A 21,256-nucleotide genomic window follows, 5' to 3' on the forward strand; every position below is an offset into this window, starting at 1 on the left:
CGCTCTATCCGCCACGACGAGCGTCGCGTCGCCTGGTTCCGCTCCCCCTTATCCGGCCAACTTCTCCCATCAACGGGGCCACTGCCCCGGGAAATCCGGCTGCCTCAGAAAAAAAGCCGCCCGGGTGGGCGGCATTGGGGAAATCTCGGGGGCTCGGGTCGGGGGCTGCGGACGCGCTCTGGGGCGCGCTTGGCTGAGTGGGGTCAGTGGATGCGGAACAGCGGGGCGGGTTCGGGGGCGTAACTGCCTTCGCGGACCTGGCGGTGGTGGGCGTGCAGGGCGGCTTCGGCGAGGCGGGAGACTTCCCAGTCGGCGCGGGTGAAGCGCAACTCGTTGCGCGCGCAGCCGCGCAGTTCGGCTTCCACCTTGCCCAGTCGGCGGTAGTCCAGGTAGTTGGCGGTCTCGTCGGCCAGCAGGGTCCAACCGGCCTCGTCGATGGCGGGCGCCCCGCCGGGCCGGCGCAGTTGCTCGACGATGCGCTCAAGGCGCGCACGCACCAGGGGATCGCTGCTCCAGTCGCGGTCGGCCAGCATGCAGCGCAGCAACTGCAGGCGCTCGGCGCCGGCCGCGCCCGATGGCGCATCGCGGGGTGCGGTTCGCTCCGACGGCAATGCCGGGGCGGAAACAAGGGAAATGGACATGGAACACCTCACGGGGGACGGGGGAATCCCGACGTCCTTGTCGGTGGGATGCGGTTCCATGGTGCCGGGTCGGAACCGCGCGGGCGTCTGCTGGAAGCCACCGTGACCATGGGCAGGGTGGTTCCGGTCCACCCGGCCGACGGTCATGGGGGCGGCACTCAATGCACGCGGAAGCAAGGGGCCTCGACCGGGGCGTAGCTGCTTTCGCGCACCCGCCGGCGGTGGGCGTTCAACGCGGCCTCGTGGCGGCGGGTGGCCTCCCAGGCCTCGCGGCTGAAGGGCAGCTCCTGCGGCGCGCAGCCGCGCAGATGGGCTTCCAGCGCGCGCAGGCGCTGGAAATCGCGGTAGCTGGCCACTTCGCGCGCCAGCGTGGGCCAGGCGGCCTCCACCACGATGGCGTCGTCCAGCCGGCCGATCCGCGGCAGCCAGTCCGGGATCAGGTCCTCGTGGTCGCTGGCGTAGTCCAGCACCAGCCGTGCGCAGTCGGCGGCGTCGTTGGCGGCTTCCCAGGCGGTATCGCCGACCATGGCCGCGACCGATTCGAGCCGCGCAATCCGTTGGGCAATACATTCGGGCGCCTTGTCGCCCCCCGGCGCCGCCAGCTGGCGGGCCGCGGTGGCCACCTGGTCCATCGCCAACGGCCCCTGGCGGCGGCCCAGCCGCGCCAGCAGGCGGTTGAAGCGGTCCAGGTCCACCGAGTTCAGCCGGTAGTGGCCGATGCTCTTGCGACGGCGCGGCAGGCTGGAGGTCGGCACGGTATCCAGGATGGCCGGCAGCGGGTGGCTCGGGTTCGGGATGTTCAGCATGGCGTTCATGGTGTTTCTCCAGGAAGGGGATGGGCGCGGCAGTGCCGGCGCCGGGCCAGATTCCCGGCAAGGCAACGACGAGTCATGAGGTAAGCGCGACCTTTCCGCCAGTCTTGGCTGAATTCATGAGGCAATCATGAGGAAGTGGCGATGAAGCCGGCGATCGACGGCCACGCCCCCGGCAACGGCGCGGAGAACGGGCGTTACTGCTTCGACGACGTGGTGGTGGACGAGGCCGCGCACACGCTGCTGCGCGATGGCCGGCCGCAGCCGCTCGAGCCGAAGGCGTTCGCCGTGTTGCTGGCACTGTTGCGGCGTCCGGGTGAGCTGCTGGGCCGGGACGAACTGCTGGATGACGTGTGGGGGCACCGCCACGTCACCCCAGGCGTGCTGACCCGCGCCATCGCCCAACTGCGCAGCGCGCTGGACGACGACTCCCAGCGCCCGCGCTACATCCAGACCCAGCATGCATTGGGCTACCGGTTCATCGGCGTGCTGCGGACCACCCGCGAGGATGCGGCGGCGCCCGCCTTGGCGCCGGATGCCGGCGCTGATCCAGCGACGGCCGAAGCTTCTGGTGCGAAGGTCGAGCCGGCCGTGCCATTCCATCCGCGAGACGACGACGCTCGCATGCCGCCAGGTGCGCGTCTCCCGCACCGATGGGCATGGGCCGGATCCGCGCTGCTGCTGGTCGTCGCGCTGGCCGTGTGGGGATGGGGGCCATGGCGCGACCCGCGCGCGGGCATGGCGACGGAAGCCTCGATCGCGGTATTGCCGTTCATCAGCCTGAGCGACGATCCGGACGATCGCTACTTCGCCGAGGGACTGGCGGTGGAAATGCACGACGCGCTGGCCGGCGTGCCGGGGCTGAAGGTCGCCGCGCACGGCGCTGGCGCCAGGCAGGGCGACAAGCCCGAGGACATGCGGGCGCAGGGCGCGCGCCTGGGCGTGGCCGCGGTGCTGGACGCCAGCGTGCGCCGCGATGGCCCGCGCGTGCGCATCAACGCGCGCCTGGCCGATACCCGCAGCGGCTTCACCTTGTGGAGCGACACCTACGACCGCGAGGCCGCCGATGTCTTCGCATTGCAGAGCGACATCGCCCGCGAAGTGGTCGAGGCCCTGCTTGGACACCTGCCCGGGCAACCGCAGGCGTTGGAAACACGTTTCGCCACCACCGCCGACATGGGCGCCTACGACAGTTACCTGCGTGGCCTGGCCGAGCTGCAGCGTCCCAGCGGCGAGGACAGCCTGGATCGCGCGATCCGCCATTTCCGCGCGGCGCTGCAGGCGGACAAGGGGTTCGCGCGCGCGCAGGCCGGCATCTGCCGCGCCGAGATCAACCGCTTGGAGAGCGCGCGCGAAGCCGTCGCGTTCGCGCGCGCGCAGGCCGCCTGCCGCCTCGCGTCGCAGATGGACCCCACGCTGCGCGAGGTGAACCTGGCCATGGCCGAGATCGCCCGCGTCAGCGGCGAGCACGAGCGCGCATTGCGGTTGTACGAGCAAGCGATGGAGGATCCTTCGCTGCGTGCCGATGCCTCCATCGGCATGGCGCGCACGCACGCGGCGCTGGGGAAGAACGAGACGGCGCTGCGCCTGTTCCAGCAGGCCGCCGCGCTGCGGCCCGGCGACGCCCTGATCTACAGCCAACTGGGCTACCACCACTATCTGCGGGGCGACCTGGACAAGGCGATCCAGGCGTATTCGACCGCCACGACCCTGCAACCGCGCGACAGCCGGCTGTGGAGCAGCCTGGGCGGCCTGTATCTGGCCAAGGGCGATGCGACGCAGGCGGGGCGCGCGTTCTCGCTCTCGCTGTCGATCGAGCCCAATTACGCCGCGTTGAGCAACCTGGGCACGATCAAGTTCGAGCAGGGCGATTACGAGAACGCGGCCGACATGTACCGCCGCGCCGCCGCCCTGCAGCCGGACGACTACCTGACCTGGGGCAACCTGGGCGATGCGCTGGCCATGCTGCCGGGCAACGAAGCCATGGCGCACGAGGCCTATGCGCGTGCGGCGCGCCAGGCCGAGGGTTTCGTGGCGGTGAAATCCGACGATGCCTACGCGTTGGCCGTGCTGTCCTGGTACCACGCCAACCTGGGCCAGGCGCAGGCGGCGCGCGAGTGGTTGGCCAGGGCCGAGGCCGCGGGCACGCAGGCGGGCGAGGTGGCGCTGTGGGGCGCGCAGTCGCTGGCGCGCCTTGGCGATAGGGCGGCGGCGCAACAGCGCATCGCGCGCGCGCGGCGCGAAGGCATCCCGGAACAGCGCATCGCCACCGCGCCGGCATTGCAGCCATTGGTGGCCACGCGATGACCACGACTCATCCAGGGGGAATCCCGCAAGACCCATCCCGCGCGTGCGGGTCAGCCTGAGGAGAATGTTATGCGTCTCATGTCGCTTGTGTTGTCGACGGCGGGTTCATTGGCGCTTGCCGGCTGTACGCCCGAGGTCAAGCCCGTCCCATTGCCTCCCGTCGCCTCGCCCGATGCGGACGGCGCGCTCTGCGGCACCGCCGTCGAGGGCAATGTCTATATCGAGATCACCTATGCCGCCAACGGCATGCCAGCGGTCAACCCGCAGGTTTGCCGGGTGCTTTCCGGCACCGAAATCGTCTGGCGCACGCCGGCGTCGGTGACGGCCGCGTTCGACCTGGATTTCCGCGATGGTTCGCCCGGCACGGCACGGCTCGGCGCCAGCGGGCGCGAGCAGCGCAACTTCCCGTCCTCGCCGCAGGGCGGGCGGCAGAAGGTGAAGATCGAGGCGCGGGACGTGGCCCTGGAAACGCGATTGAAGTACGACGTCATCGCCAACGGCAAGCGGCTGGACCCGGCCATCATCATCCGCCCACGCTGACGCGTGCGCTCAGCGGGGTTCCAGGCAGGCACGCACCGGCGCGAAACTGCGCCGGTGCTGCGGGCAGGGTCCGTGTTGCGCGAGGGCCGCCAGGTGCGCGGGCGTGGGATAGCCCTTGTGCACGGCGAAGCCGTAGGCCGGGAATTCCGCATGCAGCGCGACCATGGCGCGGTCGCGCGACACCTTGGCCAGGATCGACGCGGCCATGATCGCCGGGTCCAGGCGGTCGCCGCCCACCAGCGTTTCCGAAGAACAGCGCAATCCCTTCGGTGCGCGGTTGCCGTCGATGCGGGCCAGTTCCGGTGCGGGTTGCAGCGCGGCGATCGCACGGCGCATGCCTTCCAGCGTGGCCTGCAGGATGTTGAGCCGGTCGATTTCCTCCGGCCCGACGAATTCGACGCGCCACGCCAATGCGCGCTCCACGATCAGCGGGAACAGCGCCTCGCGCCTGGCTTCGCTGAGCTTCTTGGAGTCGTCCAGTCCGGCGATGGGGCGCTGCGGGTCCAGGATCACCGCCGCCACCGATACCGGACCGGCCAGCGGCCCGCGCCCGGCTTCGTCCACGCCGGCGATCAGGCGGAACTCGGCCATGGGAAACAGCGAGCCGGTGGTCATTCCGTGCCTCCTTGTAGGAGCGACGTAAGTCGCGACCGGATCGATCCGGGCCACGCGGAATAGCCTGTCCGCCGTATATGCACACGGCGGATGCGGATATCGATCATCGGGGGCGGTGTGATGCCGAGGACGTTCATGCCGTGCGGTCGCGACTTACGTCGCTCCTACAGGGGTCGGTTCGGCGACCAGCTCCGCCACCGCATCGGCCGCGCGCGCGGAGGCATCCTGTCGCAGTTGCTCGTGCAGGCGCAGGTAGGCGGGCCGCAGCGCGGCGACGGCGTCGGGATGGCGGAACCAGCGCAGCACGGCAGCGGCCAGCTTCTCCGGCGTGCAGTCGTCCTGCATCAGTTCCGGCGCCAGGTCCTCGCCGGCCAGCACATTGGGCAGCGCGTAACGTTCCACCTTCAGCATGCCCAGCCCCTTCACCAGCGTGTAGGTCAGCGGCGCGATGCGGTAGCCCACCACCATCGGGCGCTTGCACAGCATCGCTTCCAGTGTGGCGGTGCCGGAAGCCAGCAGCACCGCGTCGCTGGCGATCATCGCTTCGCGGGCTTGCCCGTCGATGAGCCGGAAGCCGGAATGAGGGGAGTGTGTGTCGGACAGCAGGTTTTCCAGCGCCTGCCGGCATGCGGCATTGGCGGCGGGAACCACCACCTGCAGTTCGGGGATTTCAGCCGCCACCTTGCGCGCGGCTTCCAGGAACACCGGCGCCAGGCGATGGATCTCGCCCAGCCGGCTGCCCGGCAGCACGGCCAGGACCGGAGCGTCCGCGCGAAGTCCCAAGACCGCGCGCGCGGCGCCGCGATCCGGATGCAGGGGGATCGCATCGGCCATCGGATGCCCGACGAAGCGCGCATCGACGGCATGGCGCGCGTAGATGGGTGGCTCCATCGGGAACAGGCAGAGCACGCGGTCGGCGCTCTGGCCGATCTTCTCCGCGCGCTTCTCGCGCCAGGCCCATACGGACGGACTGACGTAGTGCACGGTGCGCACGCCGCGCTGTTTCAGCCAGCGCTCCACGCCCAGGTTGAAGTCCGGGGCGTCGATGCCGATGAAGACATCCGGTTTCCAGTCCAGCACGCGTCGACGGAAGGATGTGCGCAGACGCAGCAGGCGGGGCAGGTGGCGCAGCACTTCGGCCAGTCCCATCACCGCCAGTTCGCCGGCGTCGAACCACGTCTCGCAATCGGCGGCGCGCATCGCATCGCCGCCGATGCCGGCGAACCGCGCATCGGGGAAGCGCTCGCGCAGTTTCGCGATCAGGCCCGCGCCCAGGCCGTCGCCGGAGGCTTCGCCGGCGACGAGGGCCACGTGCAAGGCGCGTGCGCCGGGAATGGGGAGCGGGGAATGGGGAATGGATGAAGCGAAGATCGTCGGCCGCGATGCATCGCCTTGCCCATTCCCGATTCCCGATTCCCGATTCCCCGGATTCACCGCTGCAACGGCCGTTCGCCGCTTTCGATGAAGTGCAGCAGCGCCTTCACGTCGTCGCTGGCCTGCGCCTGCTCGGCCAGTTGCTGCTTGGCCTCGGCCAGCGGCAGGCCGGCGACGTACAGCGTGCGGTAGGCGCGCTTGATGGCGCTGATGCGTTCGGCATCGAAGCCGCGGCGCTTCAGGCCTTCGCTGTTGATGCCGCGCGGGCGGCCGGAGGGCTCGCCCGCCATCATGGTGAACGGCGGCACGTCGCCGCTCAGCAGCACGCCCATGCCGATGAAGGCATGCGCGCCGATGCGGCAGAACTGGTGCGCGCCGGAGAAGCCGCTGGTGATCACCCAGTCTTCCACGGTCACGTGCCCGGCCAGCGTCGAATTGTTGGAGAACACGCAGTGGTTGCCGATGTGGCAGTCGTGCGCCACGTGCGTGTACGCCAGCAGCATGTTGTCGCTGCCGATGCGGGTGATGCCGCCGCCGGTGCCGGTGCCGCGGTTGAGGGTGACGAACTCGCGCACCTGGTTGCGGTCGCCGATCACCAGTTCCACGCGCTCGCCCTTGAACTTCTTGTCCTGCGGGTCGCCGCCGATCGCGGCGTGGCCGATGAAATGGTTGTCGCGGCCGATGCGGGTGGGGCCGGTGACCGTGCAGTGGGGGCCGATGATCGTGCCGTTGCCGATCTCCACTTCGGGACCGATGTAGGCGAACGCACCCACGCGCACGCCTTCGCCCAGCCGCGCGCCGGGATCGACGACCGCACTGGGATGGATGACGGTGGGGGCGCTCATCTCAGCGGGTGTCCTCGGCGCACAGCACGTCGGCGCAGGCGACCTGCTCGCCGTTCACCGACGCCACGCCGGAGTAGAAGGCCATGTTGCGGATCAGGCGCTTCAGGGTGACCTCCAGGTCCAGGCGGTCGCCCGGCGCCACCATCTTCGTGAAGCGCGCGTTCTCGACCTTCACCATGTAGAACATGCGGCCGGCGGTGTCGCCCTCGTGCGAGAGCTGGGTCAGCAGGCCGCCGGCCTGCGCCAGCGCCTCGATGATCAGCACGCCCGGCATGATCGGACGTTCGGGGAAATGGCCGGTGAAGAAGGGCTCGTTCTGGGTGACGTTCTTGTAGGCCAGCACCCGCTTGTTGTGTTCCAACTCGACCACGCGATCCACCAGCAGGAACGGATAGCGATGCGGCAGCAGCTTGCGGATGGTGGTGGCGTCGATGGGGAGTTGCACGTCTTGGTTCATCGGGTTTCCTTGTCGGCCGCCAGCACGCGGCGGGCCAGTACGTCCAGTTGCTTGAAGCGGGCGGCGTTCTTGCGCCAGGTACGGTTGTCGGTGAGCGGCGTGCCGGAGGAGTATTCGCCCGGCTCGGTGATCGAACTGGTCACCAGCGACATGGCGGTGACGACGACGCGGTCGCAGATTTCCAGGTGGCCGAGCACGCCGGCCGCGCCGCCTATCAGGCAGTAACGGCCGATGCGCGCGCTGCCGGCCGCCGCGCTGCAACCGGCCATCGCGGTATGCGCGCCGATCCGCACGTTGTGGCCGATCTGGATCTGGTTGTCCAGGCGCACGTCCTCTTCCAGCACGGTGTCGTCCAGCGCGCCGCGGTCGATGGTGGTGTTGGCGCCGATCTCGCAGTCGTCGCCGATCACCACGCCGCCCAGCTGCGGCACCTTGATCCAGTGGCCGCTGTCCATCGCCAGGCCGAAGCCGTCCGCACCGATCACCGCGCCGGGATGCACCAGTACGCGCTTGCCCAGCCGCGCGCGGGTGACCAGGGTGACGCGCGCGATCAGTTCGCTGCCGTCGCCTACTTCGCAGTGGTCGCCGATCACGCAGCCCGGTCCGACGATGCAGCCATCGCCTACCGTGCTGTGCGCGCCGATGGCGACGAAAGGACCGATGTGGGCGCTCGGGGCGATACGCGCGCTGGGGTCGATCACCGCACTGGGGTGCACGCCGGGTTCGCGCACCGGCTTGTTGTCGAACAGCGCCGCCATCTTGGCGAAGGCGGTGTAGGGGTCCTTGGCGATCAGCACGGCGCCGGGCGCCGCTTCGGCGTCGTCGGCGCGCAGCACCACCAGGCTCGCCTGGCTGTCCGCCAGCTGCGCGCGGTAACGGGAGTTGGCGAGGAAGGCGAGCTGGCCGACTCCGGCGCGCGCCAGCGTGGCGACGCCCTCGATGCGCAGGTCGCCATCGCCGCGCAGGGCAAGCCCGAAGCGTTCGGCGAGTTCGGCGGCGGAGAAACTGGAAACGGTCATGATGCGCCTAGTTTAGCGCCTGCGGCCATGGGGATGCCGCTTCGCACGGACGCCCCAAAAACATACGGGGGCCCATGGAAGGCCCCCGTCGGCATGGAAACGTTTGCGCCCGTATCTATCAGAACGCGCCGCCGAAGGTGAATTGCAGGCGTTCCAGTTCGTCGCCGTCCTGCTTGCGCAGCGGGAAGGCGTAGCTGATCGAGATCGGGCCCACCGGCGCACGCCACAGCAGCGCGACGCCCGTCGATGCGCGCAGTTCGCTGGTCTCGAAGTTGTCCACGCCATCGAACACGTTGCCGAAGTCGAAGAACGCGGAGACGCGCGCTGCGTTGGAGTCGAACAGTTTCGGGAAGACCAGTTCCACCGAGCCGGTGGTCTTCAGCGAGCCGCCCAGCGGCTGTCCGCGGAAACCAGCGATGACCTCCGAGCGCGGGCCCAGCGTGTTGTCGCGGAAACCACGGACCGAGCGCACGCCACCCGCGTAGAAGTTCTCGAAGAACGGCAGGCCGTTGGCCACCAGCGTGCGGTGAAGGGTGCCACCGTCGGCGCAGGAGGAGTCACTGCCCGCGTTGCCGCTGGAGGGCGGCTGCCCCGGAATCTGCGGATCGGAGCCATTGGCGAGGCAGATGTAGCGCACCTTGTCCGAGCCATAGCTATCGCCATAACCCAGTTCCGCGCGGGTGTTGAGCACGAAGGACGGGCTGAGCGACCAGTACTTGGAGAACTCGTAGTTGAGCTTGTAGTACTCGACCGTGGAGCCCGGCAGCGCGATCTCGGTCCAGATGCGCTGGTAGGTGCCGCCGGTGGGCATGAAGTAGTCGTTGCGGGTATCGCGCGCCCAGCCCAGTTCGGTGCGCCAGGCATGGAAGGTGCGCTGGCCGACCGCATCGATGTAGTCGATGATCGATCGCGGGGTGGAGCCGCCGAAGGTCAGGATCTCGTTGCTGTCGATGCCGAACAGCAGCGAGACGGTATCGTTCTCGGTGATCGGCAGGCCCAGCACGCCCTGCGCGGCGGCGCTGGTGGTGGAGTACTGGGCGGTGTTGAAGTCCGAATAATCGAACTCGCGCCACCACAGGTTGTAGCCCAGCGACATGCCCTCGTCGGTGAAGAACGGGTTCATGAAGGAGAACGAGTACCGCTGCAGGTAATCGCTGCGCTGCGCCTCCACCGACACGCGGTTGCCGCCGCCCAGGAAGTTGTTCTGCGACAGCTGGATCGAGGTGGTCAGGCCGGACAGCTGCGAGTAGCCCAGGCCGAACACGAAGCTGCCCGACGTGGTTTCCTTGACGTTGAACACCACGTCGACCTGGTCGTTGGTGCCGGGCACGGCGGGCGTTTCCACTTCGACCGTCTCGAAGTAGCCCAGGCGGCGCAGGCGCACGCGCGAACGGTCGACGGCGACCTGCGAGAACCAGCTGCCTTCGAACTGGCGCATCTCGCGGCGCAGGACCTCGTCCGAAGTGCGGGTATTGCCCTTGAAGACGATGCGGCGCACGTTGACGCGCGGGCCGGGCACCACCTGCAGGTTGATGGCGACGGTGCGGTTCTCGCGGTCGATGGTCGGGATGGGGTTCACCTGCGCGAAGGCATGGCCGATGTTGCCCAGCGTGGCGGTGATCGAATCCGAGGTCAGTTCCAGCAGCACGCGCGAGAAGGTCTGGTCCTTCCTCACGATGACCAGCTTCTCGATCTCTTCCTTCGGCAGCACGGTGTCGCCGGTGACCTTGACGTCGGAGATCGTGTACCGCTCGCCCTCGGTGATGCCGGCGGTGATGAACATGTCGCGCTTGTCGGGGCTGATCGACACCTGGGTGGAGTCGATGCTGAAGTCCACGTAGCCGCGGTCAAGGTAGTAGGAGTTCAGGCGCTCGATGTCGCCGGACAGCTTTTCCTTGGAATACTGGTCGTCGCGGCGGTACCACGACAGCCAGCTGGTTTCCTTGGATTCCCAGCTGTCCAGCAGGTCCTCGGTGGGGAATTTCTCGGCGCCCACGACATTGACGTGGCGGATCTTGGCGGCCTTGCCTTCCTTCACCGCGATGGTCACGTCCACGCGGTTGCGGTCCAGCTGGCTGACCGTGGGCGTGATCTCCACGTTGTACTTGCCGCGGTTGTTGTACTGGCGGACCAGTTCCTGGGTCACCCGGTCCAGGCTGAGGCGATCGAAGGTTTCGCCTTCGGCCAGGCCGATGTCCTTCAGGCCCTTCAGCAGGTCGTCGGTCTTGATGTCCTTGTTGCCGGTCAGCGTCAACTTGTTGATGGCGGGGCGTTCGGTGACGGTCACCACCAGGATGTCGCCCTGGCGGTCCAGGCGGACGTCCTCGAAGAAGCCGGTCTTGTAGAGCGCACGGATCGACTCCACCACGCCGCTCTGGGTGACCGTGTCGCCACGCTCGATCGGCAGGTAGGTCAGCACCGTGCCGGCGGAAATGCGCTGCAGGCCGTCGATGCGGATATCGGTGGCGGTGAAGGCCTGGTTGCCGCGCAGTGCGGCCGCCGGGGCGGCGGGCGCCGGTTCCGTCGTCTGTGCCAGGGCCGGCATGGCGATGGCCGAGGCCAGGGCGAGGGCGAGCAGGCGGCGGGAAGGCGGTCGCGTCATCATCACATCCGATTGGGGTCGTTCCTGCAAGGCAGGGGTTTGCCGGGGAAAGGCTGGCGTGGAGCTTGTTGGCGTGGGGCCTGCCGGTGGGGAGCAAGCCGTTTTGGAGCGGGCCGGCGCAAAAAAGTTCAAGGGCATCAAGTCACCAGACGGAGGATGTCGTTGTAGAACGCCAGGCCCATCAGGCCGGCCAGCAAGGCCAGGCCGACGTATTGCCCGGTGACCATGGCGCGTTCGCTCAGCGGGCTGCCTTTGACCAACTCGATAAGGTAATACAGCAGGTGCCCGCCGTCCAAGACGGGGATGGGCAGCAGGTTGATGATCGCCAGGCTCAGGGACAGCAGGGCGAGGAAATACAGGAACCAGTCCGCCCCGCGCTTGGCTGTCACATTGGCGGTGCGCGCAATGGTGATGGGACCGGAAATGTTCTTCAGGGACGCGTCGCCGGTCAGCATGCGGCGCATCATGCCCAGCGCGTCGGTGGCCAGCTTGCCGGTCTCGCGGAACGCGGCCGGGACCGCGGCCAGCAGGCCGAACTGCTGGATGGCGTCGTAGGGCGGCAGTTCGCGGGTCTTGGGCGAGGCCAGCCCCAGCCCCCAGTACTCGGTACCGGTCTGCGGGTCGCGCATGCGGCGTGGGGCCAGTTCCAGCGCCAGCCGTTCGCCGGCGCGGTCCACTTCGACCATGGCGTTGCCGCCGCGCTCGCCCAGCGCCTGCACCAGCGGGGAGATCTGGCTGAAGTCGCTGACCGGCTGGCCATCGACGGCGGTGACCAGGTCGCCGGTCTTCAGCCTGCCGTCGGCGGGTCCGCCGGGGCTGACTTCGCCGATCACCGCCGGCGTCTGCCAGTGGCGCCACGCCAAGCCGGCAAGCGTGGTGGCGTTCTCCTGGTCGAAGCCGACCGGCAGGCGCGACAGCGGCAGCGTGCGCGACTGGATGCGGCCCTCGGCGGTTTCCACCCGCACCGGCACGTCGGCGGCGTCGATGGCGGACTTGGTCAGCGCCATCGTCGCCTCGGTCCAGGTGGCGATGTCGCGGTCGCCGATCCGCAGCAGGCGGTCGCCGCGCTGGAAGCCCGCCTCGGCGGCGATGCCCTTCACGTTGCCCAGCGTGGCGGAGAAATCCTGCTTGCCCAGCACGAACATGGCCCACAGCAGGGCCACGCACAGCACCAGGTTGGCGATCGGGCCGGCGGCCACCACCGCGATGCGCTGCAGGACGGGCTTGCGGTTGAAGGCCTGGCCGAGCTGCGAGGCGGGCACGTTGCCCTCGGCCTCGTCCAGCATCTTGACGTAACCGCCCAGCGGGATCGCGGCGACCGCGAACTCGGTGCCATGGCGGTCGCGGCGCGACCACAGCGGCTTGCCGAAGCCCACCGAGAAGCGCAGCACCTTCACCCCGCAGCGGCGGGCGACCCAGTAGTGGCCGAATTCATGGAAGGTGACCAGCACGCCCAGCGCCACGATCATCCACCAGATCGAGCCCAACAGGTCACTCATGGTGGTGGATGCTCATGGCGGGGACGTGGCCTGCAAGGTTGCGTTCGGTGACACGGCGGGCCTGCGCATCGGCGGCCAGCAAGGCCTCCAGTGAGTCGGCAGACGTCGCGGGCAGCGCGGCCAGGGTGCTTTCGACCAGCGCGGGAATGGATAGGAAACCGATTTTGCCCTGAAGAAAGGCTGAAACCGCCACTTCGTTGGCCGCGTTCAGCATCGCCGGGGCGGTGCCGCCGGCCTGCATGGCCTGGATGGCCAGCCGCAGGCAGGGGAAGGCCTCCAGGTCCGGCGCCTCGAATTCCAGTTTCGGATGGGCCAGCAGGTCCAGCCCGGCCACGCCGGAGTCGATCCGTTCGGGCCAGCCCAGGCCCACCGCCAGCGAGGTGCGCATGTCCGGCAGGCCCAGCTGCGCCAGGGTGGAGCCATCGACGAATTCCACCAGCGAATGCACCAGGCTCTGCGGGTGCACCAGCACACCGAGCCGTTCGCGCGGGACGCCGAACAGGTGGTGGGCCTCGATCAGTTCCAGGCCCTTGTTCATCAGCGTGGCCGAGTCGACCGAGATCTTGGGGCCCATCGACCACTTGGGGTGCGCCACGGCCTGTTCGCGGGTGACCCGGGCCAGTTCGGCGCGCGTGCGGCCGCGGAACGGCCCGCCCGAGGCGGTCAGCACGATCCGCCGCACCTCCGCCTGAGCCCGGCGTGAACGCAGGCACTGGAAGATCGCGTTGTGTTCGCTGTCGATCGGGATGATCTCGGCCCCGGCCACATCGGCGGCGGCCGTCAGCAGCTCGCCCGCCAGCACCAGCGATTCCTTGTTGGCCAGCAGCAGGCGCTTGCCGGCGCGCGCGGCCGACAGGGTGGAAGACAGCCCGGCCGCTCCGACGATCGCCGCCACCACGATGTCGCAGGCTCCGCTGGCGACCAGTTGGTCCAGTGCGCCGTCACCGGCATGGGCGTGCGTGGGCAGGCCGGCTTCCTTCAGCCCGTCGCGCAGCCTTGCGTACAGGCCGGTGTCGGCGACGACGGCATGGTCCGGGCGATGGACGGCGCAGAGCGCCAGCAGGGCATCGACGTTGCGGCCGGAGGCCAGCACCGTGGCCCGATAGCGGTCGGGATGGCGCGCGACGACATCCAGCGCCGAAGCGCCGATCGAACCGGTGGCACCCAGGACGGCCACCTTGTGGAGCGACTGCGCTGGCATGTCAGAACCCGAACAGTTCCTTGCCCAGCGCGAATACCGGCAGCGCGGCCAGCACGCCGTCCAGGCGATCCAGCACGCCGCCGTGGCCCGGGATCAGATCGCCGGAATCCTTGGCGCCCACATGCCGCTTCAGCAAGCTCTCGAACAGGTCGCCGACCACCGAGAACAGCACCGTCGCCACCGCCACCGCGAAGACGGCCGGCAGCTGCGCCAGGCCGGCGCCGACGATCGATGCGCCCACAAGGGCCACCAGCACGCCGCCGGCCAGTCCGCCCAGCAGGCCCTCGAGGGTCTTGTTGGGGCTGATGCGCGGGGCCAGCTTGCGGCCGCCGAACCAGCGGCCGCCGAAGTGGCGGCCGGCGAAATAGGCGCCGCTGTCGGCCGCCCACACGATGGCCAGCGCGATCAACAGCCACACATGTCCGTTCGGCTGGCTGGCATGGATCAGGCCGAGCGCGCACCACGCCGGCACGACCGCCAGCGTGCCCGCGGCCAGCTTGAACACGCGGGCCCAGGTTTCATGGTTGGACGCGAAACTGAAGCGGAGCAGCCACAGCAGCGCCAGCAGCCACCACACCACGCCCAGCAGCGAGACCAGCCGCAGCGGCACCAGGTCGGGCGAACCCCGCGAGGCCCACACCAGCAGCACCATCAGCAGCAGGTTGGCGGTCAGCAGCACCGTGCGCGGCAGCGTGTCGTCGATCTCGGCCAGCTTGAACCACTCCCACAGCCCCACCAGGAAGACCAGCGCGGCCAGCATGGCCAGCCATGAGGTGGGCAACAGCAGGATGGCGCCGATGGCGAACGGCGCCATCACCAGCGCGGCGATGACGCGGACCCGGGTCGCGCTGGGAGTGCTCATGCGGGAAGATTCTCCGTGGCGCCGCCGGCCACCTGGGCGCTGGTCAGGCCGAAGCGGCGCTCGCGCCGCGCGTAGTCGTCCAGCGCGCGCTGCAGCAGGTCGGCATCCAGGTCCGGCCACAGCACGTCGGTGAACCAGAGTTCGGTGTAGGCCAACTGCCACAGCAGGAAATTGCTGATGCGGTGGTCGCCGCCGGTACGGATGAAGAGATCGGGGGCGGGCAGGTCGGCCAGCGAGATGCGCGCGTCCAGCGCGGACTCGTCGATGTCTTCGACCCGCAGTCGCCCGGCCAGCGCATCGGCGGCCAGCGCGCGCGCGGCCTGCGCGATGTCCTGGCGGCCGCCGTAGCTGGCGGCGATGTTCAGGTGCAGCCGGGTGTTGCCGGCGGTCAACGCTTCGGCGGCCTGCATGCGCTGATGGATGTCGGCCGCGAAGCGCTCGCGTTCGCCGATGAAGCGCACGCGCACGCCGCGGCGGTGCAGTTCGTCCACTTCGCGGTCCAGCGCGCCGAGGAACAGCTTCATCAACGCGCCGACCTCTTCTTCCGGCCGGCCCCAGTTCTCGCTGGAGAACGCGAACAGCGTCAGCGCGTCGATGCCGCGCTCAAGGCAGAAGTCGATGCACACGTTGACCGCGCGCGCGCCGGCGCGATGGCCGATGGCGCGCGGACGCCGACGGCGCTCGGCCCAGCGCCCGTTGCCGTCCATGATGACGGCCAGGTGGCGGGGGACGGTCATGGGGCCGGGAGCGGGAATTCGGGATGGGGGATTCGCAAAAACGGGTGCGCCTGCCGGGATCGGCACGGCATGGTTTCGGGAGACGGCGTCGCCGAATCCCGGGTCCCGAATCTCGAATCCCGCTCCCTCATACCGCCATCAGTTCCTGTTCCTTGGCCTTGACCACGTCATCGACGTCCTTGATGGACTTGTCGGTGAGCTTCTGGATCTCTTCCTCGGTCCGGCGTTCCTCGTCCTCGGTGATCTGCTTGTCCTTCAGCAGGTCCTTGACCTGCTGGTTGGCGTCGCGGCGGATGTTGCGGATGGCGACCTTGGCGTCCTCGCCTTCGGCGTGCACGACCTTGGACAGTTCCTTGCGGCGCTCCTCGGTCAGGGCGGGCAGGTTGAGGCGGATGGTGGTGCCGGCGGTGTTCGGGGTCAGGCCCAGGTCCGAGGCCAGGATGGCCTTTTCCACCGCGCCGACGATCTGCTTCTCCCACGGGGTGATGGTCAGCGAGCGCGCGTCGGAAATGGCCACCGTGGCGACCTGCGACAGCGGTACGTCCGAGCCGTAGTAGTTGACCCTCAGATGTTCGACCAGGGCGGTGGAAGCGCGGCCGGTGCGTACCTTGACCAGCGTGTGGCGCAGCGCCTCGATGCTCTTGGCCATGCGCGCCTGCGCGTCTTTCTTGATGTCGTTGAGCATCGCCGATTCCATTGCAAAGCCAGTAAACGGCCGATTATAGGGCGATTCGCCGCCATTGCCGACCGTCCGGCCGGCGTTCAATGCGAATGATGCGGCGCGGCATCGTGCAGATCGTGCTGGCAGGGGCCGCCGCGCTCGATCTGCAGGGTGGCGTGGTTGATGCCGAAACGCTGCTCCAGCGCCCGGATCGTGGCGTCGATGAAGGCGTCGTGGTCCTGTTCTTCCGGGCGCACCAGGTGCGCGGTCAGGGCGATCTCGCCCGCGCCCAGCGGCCAGATATGCAGGTGGTGCACGGCCGAAACGCCCGGCTGCCCGGCCAGGAACGCCGCCACGGCCGCCTGGTCGATGTCCGGCGGCACCGCGTCCATCGCCGCGTTGAAGCTGTCCCGCAGCAGGCCGTAGGTGCCGATGGCGATCACGATGCCGATCAGCAGGGCGGTGGCCGGGTCCAGCCAGGCCCAGCCGAACAGCGCGATGCCCACGCCGGCGACCACCGCCGCCAGCGATACCGCGGCGTCGGCCACCAGGTGCAGGAAGGCGCCACGCTTGTTCAGGTCGTGGGCATGGCCGTCCTTCACCAGCCAGGCCGCGCCCAGGTTGACCAGGATGCCCAGCGTGGCGACCACGATGACCGGGGTGGCCGGGATCGCGGGCGGGGCGCCGAAGCGACGCACGGCTTCCCAGCCCAGCGCACCGGAGAACACCATCAGCAGGATCGCGTTGGCCAGCGGCGACAGCAGGGTCGCCCGCCGCCAGCCGTAGGTATGGCGGCCGCTGGGCGGCCGCCGGGCCAGCGAGGCCGCCGCCCAGGCCAGCGCCAGGCCCAGCACGTCGCCCAGGTTGTGCAGGGCGTCGGACAGCAGCGCCAGCGAGTTGGTGTAGAAGCCGTAACCGGCTTCCAGCGCCGTATAGGCCAGATTGATCAGGGTGACCAGCGCGAACGCGCGCGTGGACGAGCCGTGGTGATGGGGGTGCGCGCCGTGATCGTGTCCCATGGACGTCATCGTTGCCGGTGGAGAAGGGCGGACACTATTACAGCAAGAGATACAGGCCTTGTAGGAGGGGCTTCAGCCCCGACCCCGGTCGCCTAGGCGCAAGCAATGAACCGTCAAAGCGGATCGCTATGGATCGGAGATGCTTCGTCCATACCGCTTCCGATTCCGACTTCTTGTGTATGCAGCGAATGGCTTTTCGAACGTTGTGGTCGGGGCTGAAGCCCCTCCTACAGGCGGCCGGCGGCCCGCCTCAACCCCGTCCCTTCACCAGCGTGCCCACATGCTCGCCGCGCAGGATGCGCATCAGGTTGCCGGGCACGGACAGGTCGTAGATGCGCAGCGGCACGTCGCTGTCGCGGCACAGGGCGAAGGCGGCGGTGTCCATCACCTGCAAGTCGCGGGCGAGCACTTCGTCGTAGGTCAGTTGGTCGTAGCGCTGGGCGTCGGCGTGCTTGCTGGGGTCCTTGTCGTAGACGCCGTCCACCTTGGTGGCCTTCAGCAGCAGGTCCGCGCCGATCTCGATGGCGCGCAGCGCGGCGCCGGAGTCGGTGGTGAAGAAGGGATTGCCGGTGCCGGCGGCGAAGATCGCGATGCGGCCCTTTTCGAGATGGCGGATGGCGCGGCGGCGGATGTAGTCCTCGCACACGTCGTTGATCTTGATCGCGCTCATCACCCGGCACTTGGCGCCCAGCTTCTCCAGCGCGTCCTGCATGGCCAGCGCGTTGATCACCGTGGCCAGCATACCCATCTGGTCGCCGGTCACCCGGTCCATGCCGCCGGCGGCCAGGCCGGCGCCGCGGAAGATGTTGCCGCCACCGATGACCAGGCCCACTTCCGCCCCCGCCTCGCGGGCTTCGATGATCTCGCGTGCGATGCGGCCGATCACCACCGGATCGATGCCGTAGTCCTCGGCCCCCATCAGCGCCTCGCCGGACAGTTTGAGCAGGATGCGGCGATAGGCGAGCGGTGCGGGCATGGGAAGTCTCGGTGTGGAGGGCAAACGATGCGATTCTAGCCGAGCGGGCCCCTGTCGTCGCCGGGCTTGCGGATCGCATGGGACTTGAGGGCCGTTTCCGGCACTTTCCGCGTGACGCTGAAGCCGGCCGGCGCCACGAAACCCTGGCCGGCTTCGGGTACGATCTAATCAGTCGTCTCCGCCAGCCGCAACCGGCCACTCGGCAGATGGCAGACGCGTGTTCGGCGTACCGGAAGGCGTTTTCCGCTGTCTGTACCGCATCCGGCCCGATGGGCCGGAGCGGGTTCAACCGCTGATGGCGCCCACGGCCACGCGATTGCGGCCATCGCGCTTGGCCCCGTACAGCGCGTCGTCCGCCGCTCGCAACAGGCTGTCCACGTCCTGGAACTGGTCCAGCGCCCCCTGCGTGGCCAGTCCGGCGGAGAAGGTGATGTGCAGCGGCACGCCGTCCACCTGGGCCATCGCCACCTGCGAGACTTCGGACAGGATGCGCCGGACCACATGGGCCGCGGCGTCTTCGGCGATCCCCGGCAGCACCACCAGGAATTCCTCGCCGCCATAGCGCGCCACGATGTCGCTGCCGCGCACGTGCTTGACCAGCGTCTTGGCGAAGTTGCGCAGCACTTCGTCGCCGACCAGGTGGCCCCAGCGGTCGTTGACCTGCTTGAAGTCGTCCAGGTCGATGAAGGCGATCGACAGCGGCCAGCCGTGGCGGGTGGCGGTGTCGAACTCCCTCTCCAGCACGGTTTCGAGCTGGCCGCGGTTGTACACGCCGGTCAGCGGGTCGCGGCGGACTTCCTCGGCCAGCCGGCGCGCGCGGCTCTCGGATTCGTCGGCGTCCTTGCGCGCGCGCGCGGCATCCTGGATCTCGCGCAGGTTGCGCACCACCAGCAGTTCGCGGGCCTGTTCCAGCAGCGCTTCAATGCGGGCGGGGGAACTGGCCGGCACGTCGAACATGGCGCAGACCTCGGGCAGCGTCTTCACCATCTGTTCGGTCAGGGCCAGGAAGTCGGCATAGTCCATCCCCAGCCGCGTGGCGGCCTGCTCGGCGGCCACGCCGTGGGCGAGCTGCGTGGACTCGGGCTGATGCGTCAGCCAGATGTCGGCGACGTAGCCGGACACCGCCACGCAGGCATTGAACGGGGTGGTGGAGGCCGACGACTCGCTCTCGCCGATGGCCTCCTGCAGCAGGACGGGCAGGTTCCACTGGCGCGCCATCCAGTTGCCCGCGGCGGCGTGGTCGCAGCCCAGCCAGGCGCGCTCGGCCAGCACCAGCGAGGTATTGTCCGAAGCGAGTTCGGTCAGCGCCGCATAGTCGTCCGGATAGAGCTGCAGCAACGCCAGCATGCCGATGTCCTGCAGCAGGCCGGCCAGCATCAGTTCTTCCAGCTTGCGCTGGCCGGTGTACTGCCCGAGCAGGCGGCTGGCCAGCGCGGCGATCACGCTGCGGCGCCAGATGCGTTCCTGCGCGGCAGGCTGCTGGCCGGAGCGGGTGCCTTGCGACAGGGAGAAGCCCAGCGCCAGGGTCAGGGTGGCGTTCAATCCCAGCAGGGTCAGCGCCTGGCTGAGGTTCTCCACGCGCCGGCGGCTGGCGTACAGCGGGGAATTGGCGATGCGCAGCATGCGCGCGCTGAGGGCCGGGTCCAGCCCGATGGTATCCGCCGCGGTGGACATCACCACGTCGGGATTCTGCGCCAGCTCGATGATCCGCAATGCCACGCCAGGTGGACTGGGCAGGTTGCGGCAGTGCGACAGATGGGCCTCTAGTTCGGGGTGCATCGCGTATGCGGGACCATGCAGGGAGTGGCGGCATTCAGCATGCCAGCAATGCTGCGACGGATGTCGCGTTTAAGGACAATGTCGGCAAAATCCCCGCGAACTTGAGCTGGCGCCGGCCTGTTCGCCGCGGATCGCCGCGTGCGGCCCGCCGGCCTTGGCGGGCATCGCCGGGCGGAGTCCGGAAAGCGGAAAGCCGCGGTCTCCCGCGGCTTTCCGGTGCGCAAACAAGGCGGAGCCGGCGCTTATGCCAGGCCGGCCTGCTTCATCACTTCGGCGGCGTAGTCTTCCACCACCTTCTCGATGCCTTCGCCCACGGCCAGGCGCTGCATGCCGACCACGTCGGCGCCGGAGGCCTTCAGCACGGCTTCCACCGTCTGGTTGGTGTCCAGCACGTACGGCTGGCCGTACAGGGTGACCTCGTTGACGATCTTGGCGATCTTGCCGCTGATGATCTTCTCCAGGATGTCGGCCGGCTTGTTCTTGTCCTTGTCGGACATCTTGGCCAGTTCGATTTCCTTTTCCTTGGCCACGAATTCGGCCGGGACGTCGGACGCCCTGATGTGCGGCGGGTTCATCGCGGCCACGTGCATGGCCAGGCCACGGGCGAGCTCGCTGTCGCCGCCCTTCACTTCCACCAGCACGCCGATCTTGCCGCCGTGCACGTAGGCCGCGACATTGTTGGCGCTGTCCACGCGGACCAGGCGACGGATCAGGATGTTCTCGCCGAGCTTGGCGATGGCGGCGGCACGGGCTTCCTCGACGGTTTCGCCGGAAGCCAGCTTGGCGCCCTTAAGCGCTTCCACGTCGGCGGCGCCGGAGGCCAGCGCGGCCTGGGCGACGGCGTCGGCGAAGGCGAGAAAGTTGGCGTCCTTGGCGACGAAGTCGGTCTCGGAATTGATTTCCACCAGCACGGCCTTGCCGCCGTCCTGGGCCACCGCGATGCGGCCTTCGGCGGCCACGCGGTCGGCCTTCTTGTCGGCCTTGGCCAGGCCCGACTTGCGCAGCCATTCGGCCGCCGCGTCGATGTCGGCGCTGTTTTCGACGAGCGCCTTCTTGCATTCCATCATGCCGGCGCCGGTGCGCTCGCGCAGTTCCTTGACCAGGGAAGCGGTGATTTCCATCGGGATACCTCGAAATTGACAAAACTTAGTGTAGGAGCGCCCCATGGGCGCGATGCTTCGTGGCATCCGTCGCGCCCATGGGGCGCTCCTACGGGATCGGGAAGCCGCCGCGCAGCATGGCGCGGCGGCATTGCACGCCGGTTACTCGGCGGCCGGTGCGTCGTCTTCGGTCTTCTTGGCGGCGGCCTT

At 68.9% G+C, this 21,256-nt stretch carries 19 protein-coding genes; 2 read left to right on the forward strand and 17 right to left on the reverse strand.

The features are described 5' to 3' along the window. Positions 1-203: 203 nt before the first annotated feature. The gene (locus tag AAD027_RS05775) at positions 204-641 is read right to left on the reverse strand and encodes a hypothetical protein (protein WP_341725064.1); all 438 of its coding nucleotides are present in this window, start codon (positions 639-641) and stop codon (positions 204-206) included. Positions 642-799: 158 nt separating this feature from the next. After that, the gene (locus AAD027_RS05780; protein ID WP_341725065.1) at positions 800-1,456 is read right to left on the reverse strand and encodes a DUF1232 domain-containing protein; all 657 of its coding nucleotides are present in this window, start codon (positions 1,454-1,456) and stop codon (positions 800-802) included. Between the two features lie 141 nt (positions 1,457-1,597). Between AAD027_RS05780 and AAD027_RS05785 the strand changes: the two genes are divergently transcribed. Next, positions 1,598-3,760 (forward strand): tetratricopeptide repeat protein, encoded by a 2,163-nt coding sequence (locus AAD027_RS05785; protein ID WP_341725066.1) that lies wholly within the window; start codon positions 1,598-1,600, stop codon positions 3,758-3,760. A 78-nt stretch (positions 3,761-3,838) separates the two neighbouring features. Further along, positions 3,839-4,300: a hypothetical protein gene (locus AAD027_RS05790; protein ID WP_341725067.1), complete on the forward strand. Its 462-nt coding sequence runs from the start codon at positions 3,839-3,841 to the stop codon at positions 4,298-4,300. A gap of 9 nt (positions 4,301-4,309) precedes the next feature. On the opposite strand, the gene rnhB is transcribed toward AAD027_RS05790, so the two are convergent. From rnhB to tsf, 15 genes are all read right to left on the reverse strand, one after another. Continuing rightward, positions 4,310-4,915 carry a ribonuclease HII gene (gene rnhB, locus AAD027_RS05795; RefSeq protein ID WP_341725068.1) on the reverse strand — a complete coding sequence of 202 codons (606 nt, stop codon included), beginning with the start codon at positions 4,913-4,915 and terminating at the stop codon, positions 4,310-4,312. A gap of 153 nt (positions 4,916-5,068) precedes the next feature. Then, the gene (lpxB, locus tag AAD027_RS05800) at positions 5,069-6,349 is read right to left on the reverse strand and encodes a lipid-A-disaccharide synthase (RefSeq protein WP_425605401.1); all 1,281 of its coding nucleotides are present in this window, start codon (positions 6,347-6,349) and stop codon (positions 5,069-5,071) included. After that, positions 6,346-7,134 carry an acyl-ACP--UDP-N-acetylglucosamine O-acyltransferase gene (gene lpxA / locus AAD027_RS05805; RefSeq protein ID WP_341725069.1) on the reverse strand — a complete coding sequence of 263 codons (789 nt, stop codon included), beginning with the start codon at positions 7,132-7,134 and terminating at the stop codon, positions 6,346-6,348. Before lpxA ends, lpxB begins: the two co-directional genes overlap by 4 nt. A gap of 1 nt (position 7,135) precedes the next feature. Next, positions 7,136-7,591 carry a 3-hydroxyacyl-ACP dehydratase FabZ gene (gene fabZ, locus AAD027_RS05810; RefSeq protein WP_341725070.1) on the reverse strand — a complete coding sequence of 152 codons (456 nt, stop codon included), beginning with the start codon at positions 7,589-7,591 and terminating at the stop codon, positions 7,136-7,138. Then, on the reverse strand, positions 7,588-8,610 hold the full coding sequence (gene lpxD, locus AAD027_RS05815) for a UDP-3-O-(3-hydroxymyristoyl)glucosamine N-acyltransferase (RefSeq protein WP_341725071.1): 1,023 nt from the start codon (positions 8,608-8,610) through the stop codon (positions 7,588-7,590). The genes fabZ and lpxD overlap by 4 nt, the downstream gene beginning before the upstream one ends. A 118-nt stretch (positions 8,611-8,728) precedes the next feature. Beyond that, positions 8,729-11,212: an outer membrane protein assembly factor BamA gene (gene bamA / locus AAD027_RS05820; protein ID WP_341725072.1), complete on the reverse strand. Its 2,484-nt coding sequence runs from the start codon at positions 11,210-11,212 to the stop codon at positions 8,729-8,731. A 137-nt stretch (positions 11,213-11,349) separates the two neighbouring features. Beyond that, positions 11,350-12,711: an RIP metalloprotease RseP gene (rseP, locus tag AAD027_RS05825; RefSeq protein WP_341725073.1), complete on the reverse strand. Its 1,362-nt coding sequence runs from the start codon at positions 12,709-12,711 to the stop codon at positions 11,350-11,352. Then, complete coding sequence (locus tag AAD027_RS05830) at positions 12,704-13,912, reverse strand: 1-deoxy-D-xylulose-5-phosphate reductoisomerase (RefSeq protein ID WP_341725074.1); 1,209 nt, start codon at positions 13,910-13,912, stop codon at positions 12,704-12,706. The genes rseP and AAD027_RS05830 overlap by 8 nt, the downstream gene beginning before the upstream one ends. A 1-nt stretch (position 13,913) precedes the next feature. Next, positions 13,914-14,774, reverse strand: a complete 861-nt coding sequence (locus tag AAD027_RS05835; RefSeq protein WP_341725075.1) for a phosphatidate cytidylyltransferase — start codon at positions 14,772-14,774, stop codon at positions 13,914-13,916. Further along, positions 14,771-15,511 (reverse strand): polyprenyl diphosphate synthase, encoded by a 741-nt coding sequence (gene uppS, locus AAD027_RS05840; RefSeq protein ID WP_341725076.1) that lies wholly within the window; start codon positions 15,509-15,511, stop codon positions 14,771-14,773. Before uppS ends, AAD027_RS05835 begins: the two co-directional genes overlap by 4 nt. 127 nt (positions 15,512-15,638) lie before the next feature. Further along, a complete protein-coding gene (frr, locus tag AAD027_RS05845; RefSeq protein WP_341725077.1) occupies positions 15,639-16,196 on the reverse strand; it encodes a ribosome recycling factor in 558 nt (185 codons plus the stop codon). 77 nt (positions 16,197-16,273) lie between these two features. Then, complete coding sequence (locus AAD027_RS05850; protein WP_341725078.1) at positions 16,274-17,191, reverse strand: cation diffusion facilitator family transporter; 918 nt, start codon at positions 17,189-17,191, stop codon at positions 16,274-16,276. A 250-nt stretch (positions 17,192-17,441) separates the two neighbouring features. After that, entirely contained in the window at positions 17,442-18,167 is a 726-nt protein-coding gene (pyrH, locus tag AAD027_RS05855; protein ID WP_341725079.1) for a UMP kinase, read from the reverse strand. Between the two features lie 285 nt (positions 18,168-18,452). After that, positions 18,453-19,946, reverse strand: coding sequence for an HDOD domain-containing protein (locus AAD027_RS05860; RefSeq protein ID WP_341725080.1), 1,494 nt, complete (start codon positions 19,944-19,946; stop codon positions 18,453-18,455). A 242-nt stretch (positions 19,947-20,188) separates the two neighbouring features. Then, positions 20,189-21,067, reverse strand: a complete 879-nt coding sequence (gene tsf / locus AAD027_RS05865; protein ID WP_341725081.1) for a translation elongation factor Ts — start codon at positions 21,065-21,067, stop codon at positions 20,189-20,191. Between the last annotated feature and the right edge of the window lie 189 nt (positions 21,068-21,256).

The sequence above is a fragment of the Pseudoxanthomonas putridarboris genome (assembly GCF_038321125.1).
Taxonomy (GTDB): domain Bacteria; phylum Pseudomonadota; class Gammaproteobacteria; order Xanthomonadales; family Xanthomonadaceae; genus Pseudoxanthomonas_A; species Pseudoxanthomonas_A putridarboris.